This window comes from Isoptericola sp. NPDC019571, from assembly GCF_044389385.1.
In the GTDB taxonomy this organism is placed as follows: domain Bacteria; phylum Actinomycetota; class Actinomycetes; order Actinomycetales; family Cellulomonadaceae; genus Isoptericola; species Isoptericola nanjingensis.
Genome location: NZ_JBIRXZ010000004.1, coordinates 108,014 through 128,306, shown reverse-complemented (window position 1 = coordinate 128,306; position 20,293 = coordinate 108,014). Strand labels below are relative to the sequence as shown.

General features: G+C 65.7%; 17 protein-coding genes. 11 read left to right on the top strand and 6 right to left on the bottom strand.

The features are described 5' to 3' along the window. The first annotated feature begins 359 nt into the window (after positions 1-359). The 7 genes from ACH443_RS08800 (at position 360) to ACH443_RS08770 (ending at position 8,603) form a co-directional block, all read left to right on the top strand. Positions 360-1,034 carry a TnsA-like heteromeric transposase endonuclease subunit gene (locus tag ACH443_RS08800; protein WP_430590086.1) on the top strand — a complete coding sequence of 225 codons (675 nt, stop codon included), beginning with the start codon at positions 360-362 and terminating at the stop codon, positions 1,032-1,034. Next, complete coding sequence (locus ACH443_RS08795) at positions 1,031-3,247, top strand: hypothetical protein (RefSeq protein WP_430590085.1); 2,217 nt, start codon at positions 1,031-1,033, stop codon at positions 3,245-3,247. The genes ACH443_RS08800 and ACH443_RS08795 overlap by 4 nt, the downstream gene beginning before the upstream one ends. Before the next feature lie 80 nt (positions 3,248-3,327). Continuing rightward, the gene (locus tag ACH443_RS08790) at positions 3,328-4,320 is read left to right on the top strand and encodes a TniB family NTP-binding protein (protein WP_430590084.1); all 993 of its coding nucleotides are present in this window, start codon (positions 3,328-3,330) and stop codon (positions 4,318-4,320) included. Then, positions 4,317-5,786, top strand: a complete 1,470-nt coding sequence (locus ACH443_RS08785) for a TniQ family protein (protein WP_430590083.1) — start codon at positions 4,317-4,319, stop codon at positions 5,784-5,786. The genes ACH443_RS08790 and ACH443_RS08785 overlap by 4 nt, the downstream gene beginning before the upstream one ends. 8 nt (positions 5,787-5,794) lie before the next feature. Beyond that, positions 5,795-7,453, top strand: a complete 1,659-nt coding sequence (locus ACH443_RS08780; protein WP_430590082.1) for a TniQ family protein — start codon at positions 5,795-5,797, stop codon at positions 7,451-7,453. Continuing rightward, the gene (locus ACH443_RS08775; RefSeq protein WP_430590081.1) at positions 7,453-8,286 is read left to right on the top strand and encodes a replication protein RepA; all 834 of its coding nucleotides are present in this window, start codon (positions 7,453-7,455) and stop codon (positions 8,284-8,286) included. The genes ACH443_RS08780 and ACH443_RS08775 overlap by 1 nt, the downstream gene beginning before the upstream one ends. Beyond that, a complete protein-coding gene (locus tag ACH443_RS08770; protein ID WP_430590080.1) occupies positions 8,283-8,603 on the top strand; it encodes a hypothetical protein in 321 nt (106 codons plus the stop codon). Before ACH443_RS08775 ends, ACH443_RS08770 begins: the two co-directional genes overlap by 4 nt. A 52-nt stretch (positions 8,604-8,655) precedes the next feature. Here the strand turns inward: ACH443_RS08770 and ACH443_RS08765 are convergent, their stop codons facing one another. From ACH443_RS08765 to ACH443_RS08750, 4 genes are all read right to left on the bottom strand, one after another. After that, positions 8,656-9,270 carry an HNH endonuclease gene (locus ACH443_RS08765; protein WP_430590079.1) on the bottom strand — a complete coding sequence of 205 codons (615 nt, stop codon included), beginning with the start codon at positions 9,268-9,270 and terminating at the stop codon, positions 8,656-8,658. Then, positions 9,270-9,917 (bottom strand): DUF6308 family protein, encoded by a 648-nt coding sequence (locus ACH443_RS08760; RefSeq protein ID WP_430590078.1) that lies wholly within the window; start codon positions 9,915-9,917, stop codon positions 9,270-9,272. Before ACH443_RS08760 ends, ACH443_RS08765 begins: the two co-directional genes overlap by 1 nt. 133 nt (positions 9,918-10,050) lie before the next feature. Beyond that, positions 10,051-10,428 (bottom strand): hypothetical protein, encoded by a 378-nt coding sequence (locus ACH443_RS08755; RefSeq protein ID WP_430590077.1) that lies wholly within the window; start codon positions 10,426-10,428, stop codon positions 10,051-10,053. Next, on the bottom strand, positions 10,425-11,588 hold the full coding sequence (locus ACH443_RS08750) for an ATP/GTP-binding protein (protein WP_430590076.1): 1,164 nt from the start codon (positions 11,586-11,588) through the stop codon (positions 10,425-10,427). The genes ACH443_RS08755 and ACH443_RS08750 overlap by 4 nt, the downstream gene beginning before the upstream one ends. A gap of 124 nt (positions 11,589-11,712) precedes the next feature. Here ACH443_RS08750 and ACH443_RS08745 point away from each other — a divergent pair, with 124 nt between their 5' ends. The 4 genes from ACH443_RS08745 to ACH443_RS08730 are packed head-to-tail and all read left to right on the top strand — an operon-like array spanning position 11,713 to position 17,861. Then, positions 11,713-14,484, top strand: a complete 2,772-nt coding sequence (locus ACH443_RS08745; protein ID WP_430590075.1) for a DEAD/DEAH box helicase family protein — start codon at positions 11,713-11,715, stop codon at positions 14,482-14,484. Then, the gene (locus ACH443_RS08740; RefSeq protein WP_430590074.1) at positions 14,481-15,707 is read left to right on the top strand and encodes a restriction endonuclease subunit S; all 1,227 of its coding nucleotides are present in this window, start codon (positions 14,481-14,483) and stop codon (positions 15,705-15,707) included. The genes ACH443_RS08745 and ACH443_RS08740 overlap by 4 nt, the downstream gene beginning before the upstream one ends. Continuing rightward, a complete protein-coding gene (locus ACH443_RS08735; protein WP_430590073.1) occupies positions 15,700-17,202 on the top strand; it encodes an N-6 DNA methylase in 1,503 nt (500 codons plus the stop codon). The genes ACH443_RS08740 and ACH443_RS08735 overlap by 8 nt, the downstream gene beginning before the upstream one ends. A 2-nt stretch (positions 17,203-17,204) precedes the next feature. Further along, positions 17,205-17,861, top strand: coding sequence for a hypothetical protein (locus ACH443_RS08730; RefSeq protein ID WP_430590072.1), 657 nt, complete (start codon positions 17,205-17,207; stop codon positions 17,859-17,861). A gap of 407 nt (positions 17,862-18,268) precedes the next feature. Here the strand turns inward: ACH443_RS08730 and ACH443_RS08725 are convergent, their stop codons facing one another. Both ACH443_RS08725 and ACH443_RS08720 read right to left on the bottom strand, forming a co-directional pair. Continuing rightward, positions 18,269-19,567, bottom strand: coding sequence for a nucleotidyltransferase (locus ACH443_RS08725; protein WP_430590071.1), 1,299 nt, complete (start codon positions 19,565-19,567; stop codon positions 18,269-18,271). Then, positions 19,551-20,171, bottom strand: a complete 621-nt coding sequence (locus tag ACH443_RS08720; protein WP_430590070.1) for an SLATT domain-containing protein — start codon at positions 20,169-20,171, stop codon at positions 19,551-19,553. Before ACH443_RS08720 ends, ACH443_RS08725 begins: the two co-directional genes overlap by 17 nt. Positions 20,172-20,293: the final 122 nt, after the last annotated feature.

Below are 20,293 nucleotides of genomic sequence, written 5' to 3'. Positions count from 1 at the left end.
ATACGCAGATCCCCGCAGCGCTAGCCGAGCGGATTTACCGGGCCTCCCGGGACAGCGGCCGTCCCGTTCGAGTCGTCATGGCTGACGTACTGCAGCGGGGCTTTGATGCCGAGGGCGGTGGCCGGATGGGCTGACGCAGGTCGGCGCAGGGCGCCGAGAACGCGAAGCGGGTCCGAGAGGTGCAACTCCCGGACCCGATCGCCTCGCTACAGCGGATTCTGACCTTCCGCTGGAAAGAAACACCCACCGCTCAAATTGGGGGTACTCCTATGTCTTCAGCACGTCCAGAATGCGCTTCTGGCGCCGCATCCGTCAACCAGAACGTCTCGGACTCCGATGCTGGCTGGCGAGTCCGGACTGTGGCCGGCGACGACGTCGTGTGGGACTGGGGTCTCGGTGCCCTAGACATCCGAAACCTGGCTCCGGTCCGAAGAACTGCGGCGGATTCCATGTCGCGACACGCGCCGGTGCGCATGCACTGCCAGACCACGGCGTCGCCGCTGGTCCTGGAGTCAGGGCTGGAGTACGAGCTAGCTCGTGAACTCGATCGGGACCCGAGTGTGGTGTGGATCGTTGCGCAGCCGATGCTCATGACGTTCTCCGACGGCACCCGGCACGTGCCCGACATCGCGTGCGAGCACGCGGACGGTCGGGTCGTTGTCTGGGACGCCCGGCCGTCCGACCGCCGGGACGAGCGCTTCATGCGTCAAGCGAGCCTGACCGAGGAGGCCTGCACTGACGTCGGCTGGGAGTACGCCCTGTACAACGCTGCGGAGGACGCGCGGCGGTTGAACATGCTTTGGCTCGCCTGTTTCCGTCACGAACCTGCCTGGCCGCATCACACCGCTCGGATGCGCCTGCAGAAGGCGTGTCGACGGAGCGCAACGGTCGGGGAGCTGATGGCGCTCGATGACGGTGATGGTCAGACGATCGCCATGATGTGGCATCTGCTGTGGACCGGCGGCCTCACCGTTGACCTGGACGATCGCATTACGGCAGACACTGCCGTGCGTCTTGGCGGAGGGCCGCGATGATCAAGAACAGGGTGGTTCTTCAGGCTGGTGAAACGGTGCTGACCGACGACGGGACGGCGCTGGTCGTCCACGTCGACGTGCAGGGCATCGAGCTGCGGGACATTCGTGGCCAGATCGAGTGGGTGCCCTGGCCCGAGGTCACGATGATGCAGTCCCTCGACACATCGGTCGGCGATGCGCCTGCTTTGTATAGCTTCGCTGCGCAGTGGGAACGTCTTGGCGAGGGTGTGCGCCGCGAGGCGCTCTTCCGGCTGGGCATCGTCCAGGAGATCGTCACTGGCTTCCGCCGGGGACATGCCGATCTTGCACTTCCGGGCGAGCCGAACGGCACTTTCGACCCGGCTTCGGGTGTCAGTCTCACGGCACGGTGTGAGCGGATGGGCAAGCTGCTTCGGCACGAGTCGTCGTCAGAGCGGGCTGGTGGTCGCGACGTCAGTTCGATCTCCGGGCGGACGCTCCACAATTGGGTCAAAGCGGCAGAAGAGGGCGGCCTGCTCGGTCTGGTGGACCAGCGCCGGTCCCGCACGACGGAGGTGTACTCCTCGATCCCGCTGGCATGGCGCCAGGCAGCTCAAGACGTCGTGGCCGAGTTCGACGGGGATGTGTCCACTGTCAACCTTCGCGAGGTTCACCGTCGGATCAAGGTGCGCCTCCACGAGGCGGGCCACAGCATTGTTGCCCCGAAGCGCGCTTCGGGGCGATTCGTCGCCCATCTGATGAAGACCCGCGGCGCCACGACCCGTGCCCAACGCTCCAACAAGCTCCGCGGTGTCTCGGGAACGCAGTCGTACGCGGCAATGGTTCCGGGCCAGATCGTGGCGATCGACGTCACGCGCTCCGATGCGATGGTCTGGTGCCCTGTGCGTGGCGGCGCCTGCTCGGTCGAGATCATCTCTGCGATGGACCTTGCCACTCGCATGATCCTTGCTCTGCGTGTGGTGCCGATGAGCGCCGACTCGCACGATGCCTCGCTGCTCATGTATGACGTCCTGCGCCCCTTCTCACAGTTCGTCGAGGGCACCGAGGTCTCGGACTGGGCGTGGGCCGGGGTCCCGGAACGCATCGAGTTCTATCCCGACGACCCAGACGCCGACCCTGACTGCTCAGGAGTGGAAGTCTCCTGCCCACGGACGTGCCGATCGCTGCGCATCGCACCAGGCATGCAGGGAGAGCACTCAGTGCCCGGGGTGCGGCCGATGGCAGTGCGCGCCGACCACGGTTCGATCTTCGTCTCGCAGGTCTTTCGAGACCTGCTGGATCGCTTCGGGATCGATCTACCCCTGTCACGAACACGGCGACCCATCGACAACGGAATCCTCGAGCGCTACCACGAGACCCTGCAACGAGGCCTGCAGCAGCTGCCCGGATACAAGGGCCGCAACGTCGCCCAGCGGGGCCGGACGGTCGGGCTTGGCGGAATCGACGACGCAGCCGAACTACTCACAGCGCCGGAGCTCGAGAAATTCCTGCGCCGTTGGATCGCTCTGGAATACCACCGCACCCCGCACGACGGACTGCACCCACCGGGCGCCGAACGCACCGACGTGCGTCCGATCGACATGTTCGACGCATTGCTGAAGGTCACCGGCCGACTCCACGTTCCCCAGCGTCCCGACCTGTTGTATGACTTTCTGCCGACACGGTGGGGCACCGTGGGCCAGTCGGGGGTGGAACTGTCCGGACTGACCTACGACAGTCCCGAGCTGGAAGGCCTGCGGTCAGTCCCCAAGGGCACCTTTCGCGCGGAGGACCGGGCCATGCCGTTCCACTACGACCCGCACGACGTCAACCGCGTGTGGTTCCGCCACCCAGACACCGGCCGCATCGTCGAAATGCCATGGCGCAAAGCCCACCTGATCGACGCTCCCATGACCGAGACCCTCGTCAAGCATGTCCGCGCTACGGTCCAACGGCGAGACTCCGGTCTCCGTCTATCACCGACGTCCGTCGAGGACGAGATCATCACCGAGCTCGGCAGCCTGCTCGACACCGTCCCGAAGGACTGGAGGAAGCGCATCTCCGCCGCCACGATGCGCCATGAGTCCGCCCGGCGTGACCACGCCGAAGCGGAAGTCGCACGCACGGTAGCGGACATCACTACTCCGAACCCCGCAATCAGCCAGCCCGCCGCGGAGCTCAAAGGTGAGTCCTACTCGATGTGGGCGGAGTCCTGGCCCTACACGCCAGAAGAGCGCGGGGTCGAAGACCGATGACCGCGCGACTCTGGCACGACCAAGCCCGTAGCGAGCCCTTGGTCGCACCGCCGCCCAAGACGATCGCCCAACTGCGGGCCATGAGCACGAGCGCCCGGACGAGGTACCTGCGGCACCGCCGACGATGGATGCGAAGCCTCCGGTTCGAGACGCCGGCGATCCGGCAGGCGTACCAGACCATGACGGATCTGGTGGAGGACAACGCCGTCAGCCCACCGGGGGCCAAGGACGTCATCGCCGTCACCGCACCGTTCGCCGTCGGTAAGTCCACGCTCGTCCGGACCTGGGCACAAGACCGGTACCGCGACATCATCGGCGACCGCATACACCTCAGCCAGCTGCCGACCTGGAACCGTGAGCCCGGCGTCGTCGCTGACGAAGTACCCGTCGTCTGGCTCGACCTCGAAGCTGCCTCCAAGGTGCGCGCATTCAACATCCAGCTGCTTCAGTACTTCGGCTACCCGATCAGCGGCGCCATCACCGACCTGACCGCCCGAATCCACCGCATCCTTGATGCCCACCGGGTACGGCTACTTGTCGTCGATGACGCCAACTTGCTGAACCTGCGGCACAGGGACGCTCGCGACGTCCTTGATCACCTCAAGCACATCAACACGGTGCTTGGGCAACGCGGAGCGTCGTTGGTCCTGGTCGGAGCAGATCTCGAGGACGGCGCCGTCGTCCGCGACCCCCAGATGGCAGGGCGGCTGCGCACGATCAGCCTGAAGCCGTGCCCTATCGACACGCCCGCCGAGATCACCCGCTGGCAGAACACGCTCGCCGGGATCGAAGACCTCGTCCTGCCCTACCTGCCCGCCGCCCAGCGAGGGATCCTCGCCGGGCACCATGCACCACGTATCTGGAGGCTCACCCAGGGCTATCTCGGCGACGTCGCCCGCCTCATCGCCGAAGCCGCTCACCTCGCCGCCCACGAAGACACCTGGACGCTCCGGATCACCGACTTGGAACGCGCCCAACTGTCCAAGCGCGCCCAGATTGCCGCTCCCCGCCTGCGCGAGACCCCCGCAGGCCGCCCCAGAGGGGCGCCGAGTGTCGAGGTAGCAGCGTCTTGAGATCCCTGCCCGTACGTCCCGCGCCCATGGTCGACGAGATGATCCAGTCCCTGGCCGTACGAACAGCTGCAGCAAACTTTGCGCACCCCAACCAGCTTGGCCTGCCTACGGCACGAGGGTTGCGCACTGAACAGCGGGTGGCCGCCCGCCTGGCCGAACTGCTCGACATGCCGGCCGAGCAGCTGACGTCCTTGACGTTGTCGGCCTACCCGCCGGTGCTGCGCGGCGAGGCCCAGCGGAGTCAGCGCACCTGGTTGCATCGGACGGAGTGGGCATGCCCGCGATGCAGCCGGCTCAACGGCGTGGTGCTGCGCCGGTGGCAGCTCTCCCTACACCCTCTTTGTGTGCAGTGCCCCAGCCTGCTCACCGTCGTCGGCACCCACCGCGAGGACTCGGCACCGCCGGACACGGCTGCACTGGACGCGCAACGACTCATCGCCCAAGACCTCGAACCCGAGCGCCTTCACACCGCCGGAGCGCAGCGCCGATTCGCCGACCTCTACCTTCTGTGCGAACTCGTCTCGGCAACGGCCGACCAGGACTGGCCACGGCTACCCGGCTGGGAACACGACCTGCGAGCCGAGCTTTCGCAACCTCACTCAGAATGGAGTCGCCACCCTCCAGACAGTCCCGTTCGCGCTGCAATCGTCGTCTTCTTGTGCGGCAGGGCACTGGCCAACCCTGCACGCCAGCGACTGCTCCGCGGCGAGGCGATCGAACGCCTCGCCGCACGCGATGACGATGCCGCCCGCACGCTCGTGCGCCGCTTCGCGCCCGGCGCCTTGGACACCGAGCGCCGTCGACCCCAGGTACCCAGCCAGCGAACGCAGCCAGTCCTGGCCTCGATGATCCGCACCATCCAGCGCCTGCAGCGCACCCGCGGACTCCAGCCGCGCCACGTCCCGGCCTGGCCCGTCGACGCCACAGACTCCCTGATACCCACCTGCGACCGGCGCCGAGAACTAGAGCACCGGGCCGTGACACTGCACGTCTTGCTTGCCGGCCGTTGGCACGACCCCAACGCTGAGGTCGACGCACGACGCGACCTCGGATTGCGATCACACCGCCGGCAACGCAACGCAATGCTCGAGGGCGCTGTGGACGCCACACGTGCGGCACACGTCGTGCGGATCGCCGAGCGCCTGATCATCCAAGGCCTCATCGATCATCAGGGTCTGCGCCAACGCCTTGCGACGCCCTCCGGACTGCTCAGCACCGTGCGTCGGCAGGTCGCCGGGTTGCCTGTCACCAGCGACGTGGTCCTTGCCGCGTGGTGTCGACTGCACCAGAGCCCCGGTCCCGTCGACGAGGCGACCTTGGCCAGCATCCGCGTGTTCGACCGGGATCTCGATCCCGAGCTGCGGTTGCGCCTGCGGGAGGTCCTCGACGACTACCTCGAGGGCGTCGATCCCGCTGCGGTAGATACTGCACAGTGTCCATTCGTTGTCGACGGACGGACAGCGTGATGCTCCCCGTGCGAGCCGACCTGCAGTCCGGGCAGAGCATCGAGGACTGGCTCGAGCACCTTGCCACTCTCAACACGATGCCAACCGGGCAGCTGGCCGCCCTGATCTGCGACGATGTTGGACCGATCAGGTTCCTCGGTGTCAAACCCGCCGGCCGTGTGGTGGAACGGATCGGCAAGATCACGGGACAGAGGCCCGCCGACCTGCGATCGGCCACCCTCCAGCGCTTCGACGGCACCGGCATCGTCGATCTCCGCGGCCTTGACCCGGACCAGTGGTCGACCTGGCGACGGGTCGCCGCTCGCGGGTGGATCCACGCCACCGGGTCTGCCGCCTGCCCCCGGTGCCTGGCCACCGAGGGGATCTGGCAGCTGCAGTGGAGACTGCCCAGCAGCACCGTGTGCACCCGCCACGGCTGCTACCTCGTCGAGCAGTGCCCCGGTTGCGGGCGGCGCTTCCTCGACCACCCGCACACGCCGCTACGGCCCGCTCCCGGCACGCACTGCCTCAATCCGCTACCCGGAGGAGGTCACTGCGATGTCGATGTCAGCGCACTGCCCACCGAACCGGCAACCGACGGCTGCGTCGCCCGCCAGCGACGCCACGACCGAGCCCTGAACGGCGATGCGCCGCCGGTGCTCGGGACCTCCTGCACACCAGCGGCGTACCTGCTCGACGTGTGGGCCTTGACCGTCTTGATGCTCCACCTGGTCACCATGCCGGCCGCCGCTGGGCTAGCCACCTGGAGAAACAACGTGCTCTCCGAGACCGCCCGACGCCGGCTGGCATCGGCCGCGGACCAGCAGGATCCGGTCGAGCACACCGGGCCGGTGCGATGGAGCCTGCACCCCCCGTCGTCACCAGCGACGAGATCACAAGCAATGGCCGCCGCCGACGTCATCCTCACCTCGCCGAACCTCGAGTATGCGGCCGCTGCGCTGCACTCCTGGGTCGCCGCAGCACCCGGAACGACGGAATCCCGCCTCGGCTGGCTGGCCGACCGCACCCGAATGACCACGACGCTGAGGCGCCTGTGCATGGCGACCCTCGCACCCCACCAACGCATCAGTCACGCCCTGCGTGCGAGCACCCTGAGGATCCACCTCGACCGGATCCCGCAAGCCATTCCCGAGCCGATCTACCAGAAGAACGCGGCCCACCTGTTCAGGACAGGAGGCGAGACCCCGCGCCACTTCCTCGCTCTATGCCTCGCACGGCGCCACGACTCGACCCTGACCTGGGCAGACGCCGCCGACATCCTCGGCGTCCCCCGGCAACACGGCGCGAACACGGCCCGAGCGATCAGCAGCCGCAACACCCTCGACACCCGCGGCCTCGACCGGGCCCTACGCGCCATAGCAGCCGACCTCTACGAGGACCGCTGCGACCTGGAAGGTCGCGTGCGTGGCATGGCAGGCGACACCAACTGGTTCCGCCAGTGGTCCTCGACGCACCGACCCGGTACGCGGGAGACCTCCCTCCCACACGCCGTGACGTGGCTGTGGTGCCACGTAGCAGGCGGACTGATACGCACCAGCCCAGGAGAGCCAGTCCCTCCCGGGTCGTCGGCGCGGATCGCCTACCGACAGTTCGAAGCCTCGCTCACACCGCCGGCAGCGAACGCCCTTACCGCCCTCGTCGACCCGCCACGCCCATGGAGGCCATAGTGCACGTTCACACCGAACAGGCGAACGGTATGCAGGCCACGGCACCGGGTTACTACCCGGCCATCTTCGCCGAGTTCATGCTCCCCTACAGAGACCCCGGCCCCTTCGCACGATGGCAACAACAGCACGACGGCCGCACCATGACGATCCACCCGATGCCCTCAGCCAGCCCCATGGGCGGCGACCTGTACCCCTACGGAGTTCTACCTCGCCGGCTGCTGGCCTGGATGGCCACGACCGCGGTCGCTACCGGCTCGCGCCATCTCGACGCCGGACCGACGCGTTCCGAGTTTGCCCGAACACTCGGGCTCGCCACGGATGGTCGAACCCAAGAACGGCTCTGGGACCAGCTCGCTCGACTCGTCGGCGCCACCGTCCACATCCAAGACGCGACACTTCGACCCGGAGGCCTCACGGTCACAGGGGCCACCTTCCCCATCGTCGAGCACTACGTCACCGGGATCACCCAGCACCGACATTGGGACGGACAAGACCCCGGGATAGCTATCACGCTCTCCAGCGAGTTCTTCATGTCCCTCACCACCGCGCCCGTCCAGGTCGACCTGCACCGCCTGCGCCTACTCGGCACCTCCCCGCTGCGCACCGACCTCTACGTGTGGACATGCCGCCAAGCCCAGCAGGGCGACCGATCGCAATGGCACACCACCTACGAAACGCTCGCCGAGTCCTTCGGCAGCCGCGCGATACGAGCGCGACGCTTCCGCGAGGCGCTGCGGGCCGCCGCGAGGTCGGTCTCAAACCTGCATCCCCACGTCACGATCACCGCAGACGACGAGGGCCTTAAGTTCGCCGCCCATTCGGAGGAGCCATGACCAACTACATCGAGTTCGCCAACCTCGGTGGCATCGCCCAGGACGCCATCCGCGAGTTCCGGAGTCGTGGCGGGCAAGTGCCCGTCACCCGACTTGGACGGCCGACTGGTGCCTATCTGACCGTGGCGACGCCAGATGCATCCGTAGCGCTGCCCGAAGCAGCGAAGTTGGCGGCCAGGTTGCTCGGTGCCTTCGAGGACACCCGGCCCGACGACATGACCGATGTCTTCTACATCCACGCCTACAACGAGCTTGCGCTCGTCCTGCGGGATTTGCTGAACGCGCTCGGAACCGCCGAACGGATAGGTGGCTACTGACCTTCTACTCCGTCGCGGGCCACGGCCGGTCCCCCCTTCCCTCCCGCGGTCGTCAGGGTGTTCTTGTCGCGCGCATCCATGTCATCTCGGTCTCGCTCAGTTGGGGTCTTCCGACGGCGATCCATGCTGGTTCGTAGAGTTCGGTTAGTCCGCGCCAGTGCGGGTCGGCGGGGTCGCGGAGCTCCCATCCGAGCTCGGTGAGTTGGAGGTCTCCCTTGCGGCGGTTGCAGCCCCAGCAGGCTGTAACGAGGTTGTCCTCGGCTACGGGGTCGCCACCGCCTGCGATGGGTTGGATGTGATCGAGCGTCGCGGAGCGAGAGACGAAGGCGGGGTGTGTCTGGTCGGACTTCCAGTTCGGGTGCATGGGGAACTCGTCCGGGAAGATTCTCGACAGCAGGCGCATGACCGGCGTGAGGATCGTCTTTTCCCCGCAGTAGCGGCATTGGTAGCGGTCCCGAGCATAGATCCTCGCGATGGTCGATGTGGCGGGCCATCGTTCAGTGCGCCGGGGTGTGGGCACGAACGGGATCTCTCGCAGCGCGGTGCGTGCGCCTTCGAGGTTGTGACCAGCCAGTTGGCGTAGCGCCGTCTCCAGTGCCTCGGGGTAGGGGTCGTCGAGCTGGCGTGGACGTGGCGAGCGGCGTTCGCTACCGGATGCTGGCTCCATCAGATGGCTCGCCAGGCAACGGCGTCGAGTAGTCGTAGGTCCGTCAGTTGCGCCATCATCTGGACGTTGCGGTGCTCGTCAGCGGCGAGCTGGGCGCGCATCTCGACGAGCACCTGGGCGTTGCCGTCGTCGATGAGGTCCTCGCGGATGGCTGCCCAGTTCAGGCGCCGAGCGCCAAGGTGCTCGTGGTGGTGTGCTGCCTGGACTGCGCCGGCTGCGTAGACAGCCAGCAGGCGGCTGTCGAGGATCGGGATCAGAGCTGGGCGCTTGAGGTGCAGCACCTTGTGGATCTTGGCGGTCGCCACGCCCTTGGGAGCCGCTGCGCGGAAGTGCTCGTAGAGGGCGATGGCCGCCGCGTACAGCCCATCGGGTTCGGCCGGGTCTGCATCCCCCAGGTTGGCGTCGGGGGGTACTTCGCTCCAAGGTGCACTGCGGCCACGCTCGACGAACCAGGCGCTCTCTGCGGCCGAGATTCGGCTCGCGATGATCCGAGTTCGTGTCACCTCGTCGGCAGTCAGCACGTCGGCGTCGCTGGAACCGCCCAGGTCGTACTTCGTGAGAGTGCCGCCGTATCGACGCGCGTACTCAGACAGCTGTGCGAACGGGTCGGCGATCGTCTTGCCAGCGACTGTCATCAGTGACGGCATCCGACCAGAGTGCCAGGCCGGTCCGACAATGGTGCGACGACGCGATAGTCGCCCGCATCCCTCGTGGTACCTGCGCTGCGGCTGGACGTCGTCGTACCTCGCCGCAGCGGGGTTACCCCATCGCGTCGAGACGTCAGTGCGAGGTCGCAGCGCCGATCAGGTCGTCGATCTGCCTCTGCGTGGGTGCTGTCGGCTGGTCCCAGACGGCGGCGAAGGCTCCGGCCAGCAGGGGCCAGACGCTCGCCATGCCGTCTTGGACGGTGTGGAGGTCGTTGGAGTGGGGCGGCATGACGACGACGTCGTGGGGGATGACTCGTCCCACGTTGTCGCGTCTGCCGTCGGGGTCGGGGAACCTCAGAGCGACGCGACCGTCGATCCGTCGGCACGTGGATTCCACATCGCCGGTCCCGGCGAAGGCCTGCTCGTAGGCGTCCAGAGGGTCGGTGTACCCGCCTTTGAGGAGGAACCGAAATCCCCATGCGCGCCCGCGGGTCGCCCAGATGAGGTTCATCGGTTGCTCTTCACGAAAACGTGGTCCTCCTCGCCTCGCTCGAGATCGAGTCGGAACTGCGAGAGGACCGCGGTCAGGTTGTCGTGCCGAGCCCGTGCGTCGGTGTTGATCTTTTCGATCTTCGGCTTGCTGAGTCGGACCGCCTGCACAAGTACGGGCAGGATGGAAGCCAACAGCGGGCCCGCAATGGGAATCTTGATGATCAATTCCCGGACGGGCCCCGCCCCGACCAATATCCGTGCGATCATCTCGGCGTTGTCCGCGAAGACGTCGAGTAGACGGCGTGGGATGTCGAAGCGTTGCGACCACTGAACCAGCCGCTGGAGAGGCAGGATCGAGGCTATCGGGAGGATGAGGTCGAGGCCGACCCGCTTAGTGACTTCAATCCTCTCGGGTTCGAACTTGGCGGACGAGAGTAGGAGGAAGTCTTCTCCGATCGAGAGGGCCTCGGGGAACTGCACCAGGTCGGTGACGACGTCGCGCAGCGCGGCGATGTCGCCGGCGGCCTTCTGGATGAGGAGGTCCTGGAAGCCGTGGGCGTCCAGTTCGGGGTGCAGGTCGGCCTTGGACAGGGCGAGGATCCACACCCGCGGGAACTCCTTCAGCCGCTCGCCGTCGAGGAGATCCTCCTTGAGCCGAAGCAGCCCGTCGCGCAGGTCCCCGAAAAACGACTTGAGGTACTTCTCCTCGTTCCCGGCGTAATCGAGGAGCTTCTGCCCGTCGACGAGGACCATGGCGACGTCCGAGCGGAGCAGAGACCGGAACGTGTCGACCCGGCGGGTCGCTTCGGTCTCGCCGCTGGGCTCCTGCTCGAACCACTCGCCCGGGTAGTCGTGCCAGACGAGACGCAGCGAGTCGAAGGGCCGGGCCTTGGCAGCCTTGGCGTCCCCCGGGTCCTTCAGCTTGATGGTGAAGGAGTAGGGCACAGCGGCGAACCGATTCGTCGGAGGCGTCTTCGCGTCGTTCTTCATACCTAGGTAGATCTGACGTAGGCGGTGGCCCTGGCCCGTGTCGTCCGCGATGACGTGGAACAGGCTCTCCTTGATGAATGACGGCTCCTGGGTCGCTCCGTAGAACGAAGAGACGAGGACCGTCTTGCCGCTGCCGCTGCCGCCGAACACGGCGATGTGCTGGTCCCGGACTCGAAGACGCGCTGCCATGCGGCGACGATACAGATCGAGTGGCACCCGCTCGCCCTGACGCTGCGCCAACCCGGACGATTGATCGGGTGAACTTGGTAGCGGCCTGCGTGCGCGGCCTGGGTATTTCCCTAAGATCAGGCTGATGGCCAGCGACGATGAGCGACTTCCCGCAGAGGCGCGGGCGCGCGTGAAGATCGATGCCCAGTTGACGGCTGCGGGCTGGGCTGTACAGGACGGCAAGGCACTGAACCTGTTCGCCGCTGACGGTGTCGCAGTCCGCGAGCACGTCATGGCACCCGATCACGGGCGGGTTGACTACCTGCTGTACGTAGACCGCAGGGTCGTTGGGGTCGTCGAGGCGAAGCCTGAGGGCACCACCCTGTCAGGCGTGGAGTGGCAGTCCGCGATGTACGCGACGGGCCTGCCCGAGGCCCACCGCAAGCGAGCCGTGGTGGTCCAAGGCCGCCTGCCGTTCGTGTTCGAGGCATCCGGCTCGGAGACCCACTTCACTAACGGCTATGACCCTGACCCGCGGGCCCGGAAGGTCTTCAACTTCCCCAAGCCGGCCACGCTCGCCCGGCTGATGCGCGACGCAGACGCTGACCCGAAGTGCCCGACGTGGCGAGCGAAGGTCCAGGTCCTTCGCGAGTTGGACGAGGCTCCGCTGCGTCCGGCGCAGATCACGGCGATCAAGGGCACTGAGCTGTCGCTTGCTCAGCAGCGGTTCGACCGGTCGCTGATCCAGATGGCCACTGGTGCAGGCAAGACGTACACGGCCGTCACTCTCGCGTACCGGCTGCTGAAGTACGGCGGGTTTTCGAAGATCTTGTTCCTGGTCGACCGCAACAACCTGGCCGATCAGACGCTCGCGGAGTTCCAGAACTACACGACCCCGGACGACGGTCGTCGCTTCTCCGAGGTCTACAACGTCGACAAGCTGACGGGCGCGGGAATGCTCGCGTCGTCGAACGTTGTGATCTCCACGATCCAGCGCGTGTTCAAAGTCCTGAACGGCAACGACGTCCCTGGCACTGATGACCCGCAGCTCGACGACTGGACGCCGGAGTCGGCGATCGCGGTCTCCTACAGCCCGGGCATGCCGCCCGAGACGTTCGACCTCGTGATCGTTGATGAGGCTCACCGGTCCATATACGGCGTCTGGCGCGGTGTCCTGGACTACTTCGACGCGCACGTCGTTGGCCTGACGGCGACGCCGGGCAAGCAGACCTTCGCGTTCTTCCGTCAGAACCTCGTCTCCTCGTACACGTACCAGGAGTCGGTCGCCGATCAGGTGAACGTCGACTTCGACATCTACCGCATCAAGACCAAGGTGACCGACGAGGGCGCCACCCTGCCCGCCGGCGTGTACGTCCCGAAGGTCGATAAGCGCACGCGGGTGCAGCGCATCGAGCAGATCGACGAGGACTTCGACTACACCGCTAGCCAGCTCGACCGCGCGGTGACCAACCCGAACCAGATCCGTCTGGTGCTCGAGACGTTCCGCGACCGGCTGTTCACGGAGATCTTCCCGGGCCGCTCGGCGGTGCCGAAGACGCTCATCTTCGCCAAGGACGACGCGCACGCCGAGCAGATCGTGACCCTGGTGCGGCAAGTGTTCGGCAAGGGCAACGAATTCGCCGCCAAGATTACCTACGCCGCGAACGATCCGAAGGGCCAGCTCCAGGCGTTCCGCACCTCGGCGAAGCTGCGCATCGCTGTCACGGTTGACATGATCGCCACCGGCACTGACGTGAAGCCGCTCGAGTGCGTGTTCTTCCTGCGGGATGTGAAGACGGCGCAGTACTTCGAGCAGATGAAGGGCCGCGGCGCCCGAACCATCGCGCCCGCCGACTTCCAGGCCGTGACCCCGGACCCGGCTGCGAAGCAGAAGACCCGGTTCGTGATCGTCGATGCTGTCGGAGTCACGGAGCACGACTTCGTCGAGCCGCCGCTGAACCGGCAGAGGTCTGTGTCGCTCGAGCAGTTGCTGAAGAAGACGGCGAACCTGACCATCACCGAGGACGAGGTCGCCACCCTCGCCTCACGCCTGTCCGCCCTCGAACTGCAGCTGACCCCGGACGAGCGCGCCGAGCTCGACAAGGTCGCGGGCGTGCCCCTCAAGCAGATCGTGCGCGGCCTGGTCGACGCCGTCGACGCCGACCAGCAAGCCGCCGCCCTCCACGACGTTGGCGACGACGCCGACCCCGCCCAGGTGATCGAGGAACTCATTGAAGCCGCGATCGAACCCTTGGCGGGGAACCCCGACCTGCGGGCCCGGATCATGGAGCTGCGCCGCACGCACGACCAGATCATCGACGAGTACAACGCCGACGAACTGATCGACGCCTACGGCGTCGTCGACCCCGAACGGGCTAGGTCGCTGGTCGAGGACTGGTTCGAGTACCTGACCACGCACCGCTCCGAGATCACCGCGATCCAGATCATGGACGAGGCCAAGACCCGCCGGGTGCCGTTTGAGGCGATCAAGGAGCTTGCCGACCGTATCGCCCGCCCGCCGCACAACTGGACCCCGGATCTCATCTGGGCTGCATACGAACAGATCGACGGAGGTCACGTACGTCACCGCGACAAGTCCCGCCTCACAGACGTCGTGTCCCTGGTGCGCTATACCCTCGGCGCAGACCCAGAACTGATCCCGTTCGCCGACGTCGCCGCGGAGCGGTACGCAGGTTGGCTGCTGGCCCAGGAGCAGGCCGGGACCCTATTCACCGACACGCAAAGGTGGTGGCTCGACCGCATGGTCGACGTGATCTCCAACTCCGCCGGCATCACCGCCGACGACCTTGGGCAGGCACCCTTCGACGAGAAGGGCGGCATCGACGGCGCCCTGCGCGATCTCGGCGACGGTGCTGGCGACCTACTTGAGCAGCTCAACGAGGAGCTCACCGCGTGACTGCTCGCGTGCGCAGATGGTCCCTCGAGTTGCTAGGCGACCTGGCTCGATTCGAGATGGGTCAGGCGCCGCCAGCGACTTCGTACAACCATGACGGCGTTGGTACACCGTTCGTCCGGGCGGGTGAGTTCGGTCGTTCGCGCCCTCGTGTCGAGTGCTGGACAACGGCGCCACTGAAGTTCGCGCGAGCGTCAGACGTGCTTCTGTGCGTGGTGGGTGCGACAGCGGGAAAGGTCAACCTTGGCGTAGACGCCGCGATCGGGCGCAGCGTTGCAGCAATCAGTCCTGGCGATCGGCTCGACCAGCGGTTTCTTTTCCACCTGCTCTCGTCTCAAACGTTGGTGTTGCGTGGTGGATCGCGCGGAAGTGCGCAAGGTGTCATCTCGAAGAAGGACATGGGCCGAATCGCAGTACCGCTGCCGTCGCTCACAGAACAGCGGCGAGTCGTTGAAATCCTCGACGACCTTCATTCCCGCCTAGATGCTGGCGAAAACGGCGTTAGGGCTGCGATTATGCGTAGTCGCGCCCTGGTCAAAGCCAGTGCTGCAACTCTAGTGGGTCGGGTCGAAAACGACGCAACCGTTCCGACCGTCGGCCTTGCACGCATTGCCACTATCGGAAGTGGCAGCACGCCGAAGCGCGGGACTGCGAAATACTGGGACAACGGGACGATCCCGTGGATTACGAGCGGCGACTTGTCGCAGGGGTTGATCTCCAGGGCATCACAGTTCATTACGGAGAAGGCCCTAGCAGAGACCTCTGTCCGCTTGTGGCCCTCAGGGACACTGCTCATAGCTATGTACGGCGAAGGCAAGACACGCGGAACTGTAGGCGAGCTCGCGATCGACTCGACCACAAACCAGGCGTGCGCAGCGGTGCACCTCCACGACGGCTCAAGCGCCTCTCGCGCGTGGTTGCGTCTGGTCCTCGAGTCCCGCTATGACGCGCTACGCCGCGAATCGAGGGGCGGCGTCCAACCAAACCTGACACTCGGGTACTTCAAGTCCCTCGAAGTCCCATGGCCGGACCCGCCCCTCGCCGCCGCCCTCGTCAAGGAGCATCGCGAGAATGTTGAGATTGCCCGTCGGCTTGGGACAGCTCTGCTCGAGAACCAGCAACGGTCGGCCGCGTTGCGCCGGTCATTGTTCACCGCGGCGTTCACAGGGAAACTGTCCGGCACCGAGTCCGACATCGAGCGAGTTGAGGAGGTGGCCGGTGTCTGACGCACGACGGCTTGTCGACAAGATCTGGTCCTACGCCCACGTGCTTCGTGATGATGGAGTGGGCGTCATCGAATACACCGAGCAACTGACCTACCTGCTGTTCTTGAAAATGGCCCATGAGCGCGCGACCCGGAAACTTAGGCCCGAGCAGATCCTCCCGCCCGCTTATTCCTGGCAGCGCCTGCTGGACGCCGAGGGCGCGGCGCTGGAGACCGAGTACAGCCTGATATTGCAGGGCCTGGGTCGACAGCCGGGCACACTGGGCACGATCTTCCGTAAGGCTCAGAACAGGATCCAGGACCCGGCCAAGCTCAAACGGCTCATCCACGACCTAATCGACAAGGAGCGGTGGTCAGCTGCCGGGTCGGACATCAACGGCGACGCCTACGAGTCGCTACTCGCCAGGGGCGCCTCCGACAAGGGTTCCGGCGCAGGGCAGTACTTCACGCCGCGCTCGGTGATCTCGGCGATGGTGGATTGCGTGCAGCCCACTGTCGTGGACTCCGTCGTCGATCCTGCCTGCGGGACCGGGGGCTTCCTTCTCGGGGCGCACGACTACGCGTCGCGCGGTGCGGAGTCGATGACGCCGCCGGAGCGGGAGCACCTACGCAACGGCTTCGCGCACGGCACAGAGCTCGTCGACGGCACGGCGCGCCTTGCAGCGATGAATCTCCTGCTGCACGGCATCGGTGAGGCCAACGCCGAGTCGTTGATCGAGGTCAAAGACTCCCTGGCCGCGGACCCAGGCCGACGTTGGTCCGTCGTGCTGGCCAACCCGCCCTTTGGCACCAAGTCGTCTCTGACGATGGTCGGTGCGGATGGTCGCGAGGCCACCGATGACAGGGCGGTGGAGCGGCAGGACTTCGTCGTGACGACGTCGAACAAGCAGCTCAACTTCCTGCAACACATTATGACGATCCTGGACATCAACGGCCGCGCCGCGGTCGTGCTGCCGGACAACGTGCTGTTCGAGGGCGGGGCTGGGGAGACGCTGCGGCGCCGGCTGCTGAACGACTTCGAGCTGCACACGCTTCTGCGCCTGCCCACGGGGCTTTTCTACGCGCAGGGCGTCAAGGCGAACGTGCTCTTCTTCGACAAGAAGCCAGCGTCCGAGACGCCGTGGACGTCGAAGCTGTGGGTGTACGACCTGCGGACGAACCAGCACTTTACGCTCAAGCAGAACCCGCTGACCCGCGCGCACCTCGACGACTTCGTCGAGTCATACGCGCCCGGGAAGGCGCACGACGAACGAGTCGAGACGGACCTGTTCAAGTCTTTCACGTACGACGAACTTATCGCGCGAGAAAAGGTCAACCTTGACGTCACCTGGCTGCGCGATGAGTCACTAGAAGACTTAGACGACCTCCCCGCGCCAGAGATTGTCGCCCGTGAGATCGTCGAGGACCTGACCGCCGCTCTTGAGGAGTTCGCGGCTGTGGCAGCGGCGCTCGAGTCAATGACTGACCGTGAGAGTTCAACGGAAGATTCCTTGTGAGAATGACTAGTCCGGCGTGGGTCGACGAGATCGTCGACGCGGTGTTGACGGTGGCCCAACCGACCTGGGCTGACGTACTTGCAGCCGTCGCAGCAATCTTGAGTGCGGTAGTTGCGCTCGTCGCCATCAACATCGCTCGTGGGCAACTTCGTGGGCTACGCGAACAGATCGAGAGGGAAGCGCGACCCTACGTGACCGCGCAGGTTGTACCAGGGCTCCATGGCTCGGGATCGTGGGATCTTGTCGTAGAGAACCTGGGAAAGTCTTCGGCCCAAGGTCTTAAGGTGGACGTCGGCACAATCGAGAAGCGGGACGCCAACGACTACATCGCCGAGCCGCTGCAACGGTTCCTTGAATCTGAACTGACTCTCGTGCCTGGTGCTCGCATTAGGGTCATGTGGAGTTCTGATTTTCAGGGCAGTTCGCCTGCTGGCATACAGGACTCTCGAACTGCAACGCTCACCTACTGGGGCGAAGCCGATCCGGCACGGCGAGAAAAGCCGTTCATCGAGGTATACCCAATCTACGACTCCACCGCTGGTCATGGGATGCCCACACCCAATGAAGGCGCGCGCGCCAACGGCACCGACAAGGATCTCCGGAATATTGATAACGCGCTGCGCGCGCTCAACGCGCATGTCGGAGAACTTCGCAGGTAACTGCGACCGGCGCGGGCAATTCCGCCCGCTAGGCAGAACGTCTCAGGTCACGGGACTGCTGCACGGGTAGGTGTCGGGGTCGCTGTCGGAGCGCGTGACCCCTCAGCGGTGGCTGACGGCCGAGGGTCTGTCCTGGGGCTGATCCGTCCGCGCTCGGGCGGCGTGGGCGCGGTCCGGCGGATGCCGGCCAGACGCTGAGGATGACTTCGTGCGAGCCTGGTCAGCCCCGAGGACCACAGCGGGACGCGCGGGAACGCGAAGGGCCACGTCGGTCGGCGAGCACTTCGGGGTGCCAGCGTGTCAGTGGGCCCGCGTAGCGTCGGTGTCCATTCCCCTGTCCTGATCGCCACAGCCAGGCCCTGGATCTCAACGAGCAGACGGCGACAGCCGTGTGTTCCGTCCCTAAGTCACGTTCTTGAGATCGGGACAGTAACGCTGTCGCGGGCGACAACTACTCCGTTCTTGATGATGTAGCACTCCACGAGATGTTCGCCACGAAACTGCGTACGCTCGCGCCGCTCACTCCCGACGCTCGGGTCGATGATCTGGCCGCGGATGTCGTCTCGACGCTCGGCTTCAGGTCCTCGGTTGAGGACCTTCCACTTCACGACATACGAGCCGGGCACGTCGGACTGGATGATCTGGAACCGCAGATCCTTCTGAGGTCGGAGGAGTCCATGCGAATCGAGAATCTTTCGGAGCCACTGGGGTCGGAACCCGTCCTGTACCACTGAACAGTCGATCGAGAGACTGAAGCGGATGTCGACGGGATACCGATCCTCGACGAACTGTTCGGTGTCACTGAAGGATCGCTGGGCCGAAGCGAGAACGGACTCGGTTGCGGCAGCGACGACCGGAACGGCCTTCCCGAAGACAGCGCGCCACTTCTTGTAGGCGTTCGCGTTACCGTCTGCGCTGATCGCGACGACGGCCAGGTCGTACGCTGCCTTCGCGCGACGCTGGAACTTCTTCTTCACGCGGACCCGCTGGCGGCTGCCGAGTGCGGCGTAGAACTCGTGATCGTCCTCCTGCGAGAGGTACCAGAAGAAGTCGCGCGCCATCTCGCCGTACTGATCCGACCTGGCCGTGCGGTAGGCGGTGTTCGACCGGAGGAAGTTGTAGGCGAGCGTGTCGATGAGCAATCCGCCCATGGCGACGCCATGCTTGTTCTTCCAAGCGCGGGCGAGCCTGGACAGCCGACGAAGGTTCCCCCGGGATCGTTCGTCTTCGGCGATCGTCTCTTTGATCTCAGCCCGTGGTTTGGTGATCTTCCACGAGTCCGAGTAGGTGTCAGGGTAGGAGAAGCTCTCGTCGGTGTTCGCGAAGACCGGCTGAACCTCAAACATGAAGTTGGCGAACTGGACGACGACAACGAGTCTGTCGACAGCGATCGACGTGCCGGGGTAGCGGTCCTGGATCGCGTTCCGGGTCCGCGAGAGCACCTTTGAGGGGCCTCCGTCCTGTTCGTAGGTCCCTCGGAGGGAACCAGGCAGGATGTAGAGAAGGTCCAGGTCAGAGATGCCGCGGATCGCGGTAGTCCGGCCGAACGAACCGACCATGAGCCGGTTTGCGGTTGATCCCTCGAGGTTGCGGAACTCGCGGTTGAGGGTCTTGGTGATCTCGTCACGTCTCGCTGTGATGGTGTCCGCGTTGTCGATACTCAGGTTTGCGAGCAAGCCCTCGAAGATCTCACTCGCCTGCGACATCGGTGCCCGCCTGTCCAGTGCGGATTGCCGGCGGCAGCAGTTGGTCGATCTCCGCGGAAGAGAACGTCAGGTCGCCATGCATCTGTAGAGCCTTCTGCGCGCGCTTGTACGCGGCGGCGGACGTCCGAGGTGCGTCTGCATAGATCGCGCCAGCGGTAACCTGCAGTTTGTCGCGCTCATCTCTCCCTACGTCCAGGGTGATGCTCTCGGAGGTGAGGTCGACCAGGAGAGACAGGTACGACTCCCGCACGTTCCAGAGCTTCGCCGCCGTCTCGCGATGCTGCTGCACCTCCTCGCCATGCTGGAACGTCTTGTCAGACAGGGCGCTGGCGGAGAGAAGCACGGCGATGAACGACGTGACGACGGCAGCCCACTGCTGGTCGAGCAGGAGACCCGCGAGCGAGGCGAGGAACGCGCCCGAGCTCACTGCGGTCAACGCGACTCGGACCCTGCGCTGCTTGCGGTGCTTCTCGTGGCAGATGTCGGCCTGCTTCTCCTGGGTCTTGTGCGTGTAGCAGATCCGGCCGTACGCCTCGCGAACCTGCGCGAGGAGAAGTGCTCGCGGCTCACCGCGAGACGAGGTCGTGCCAAGATCAGCCTCCACGCAGACTCCCTCGTGCTGTCAGGTGCGGATCGACCGCCGATCCGTAGGTCCGAGCAGAGCGCTGCGGTCCAAACCCGAGGCTAGACGGGCCCCCCGACAAGCATGTGTTGCACGAACGCCGG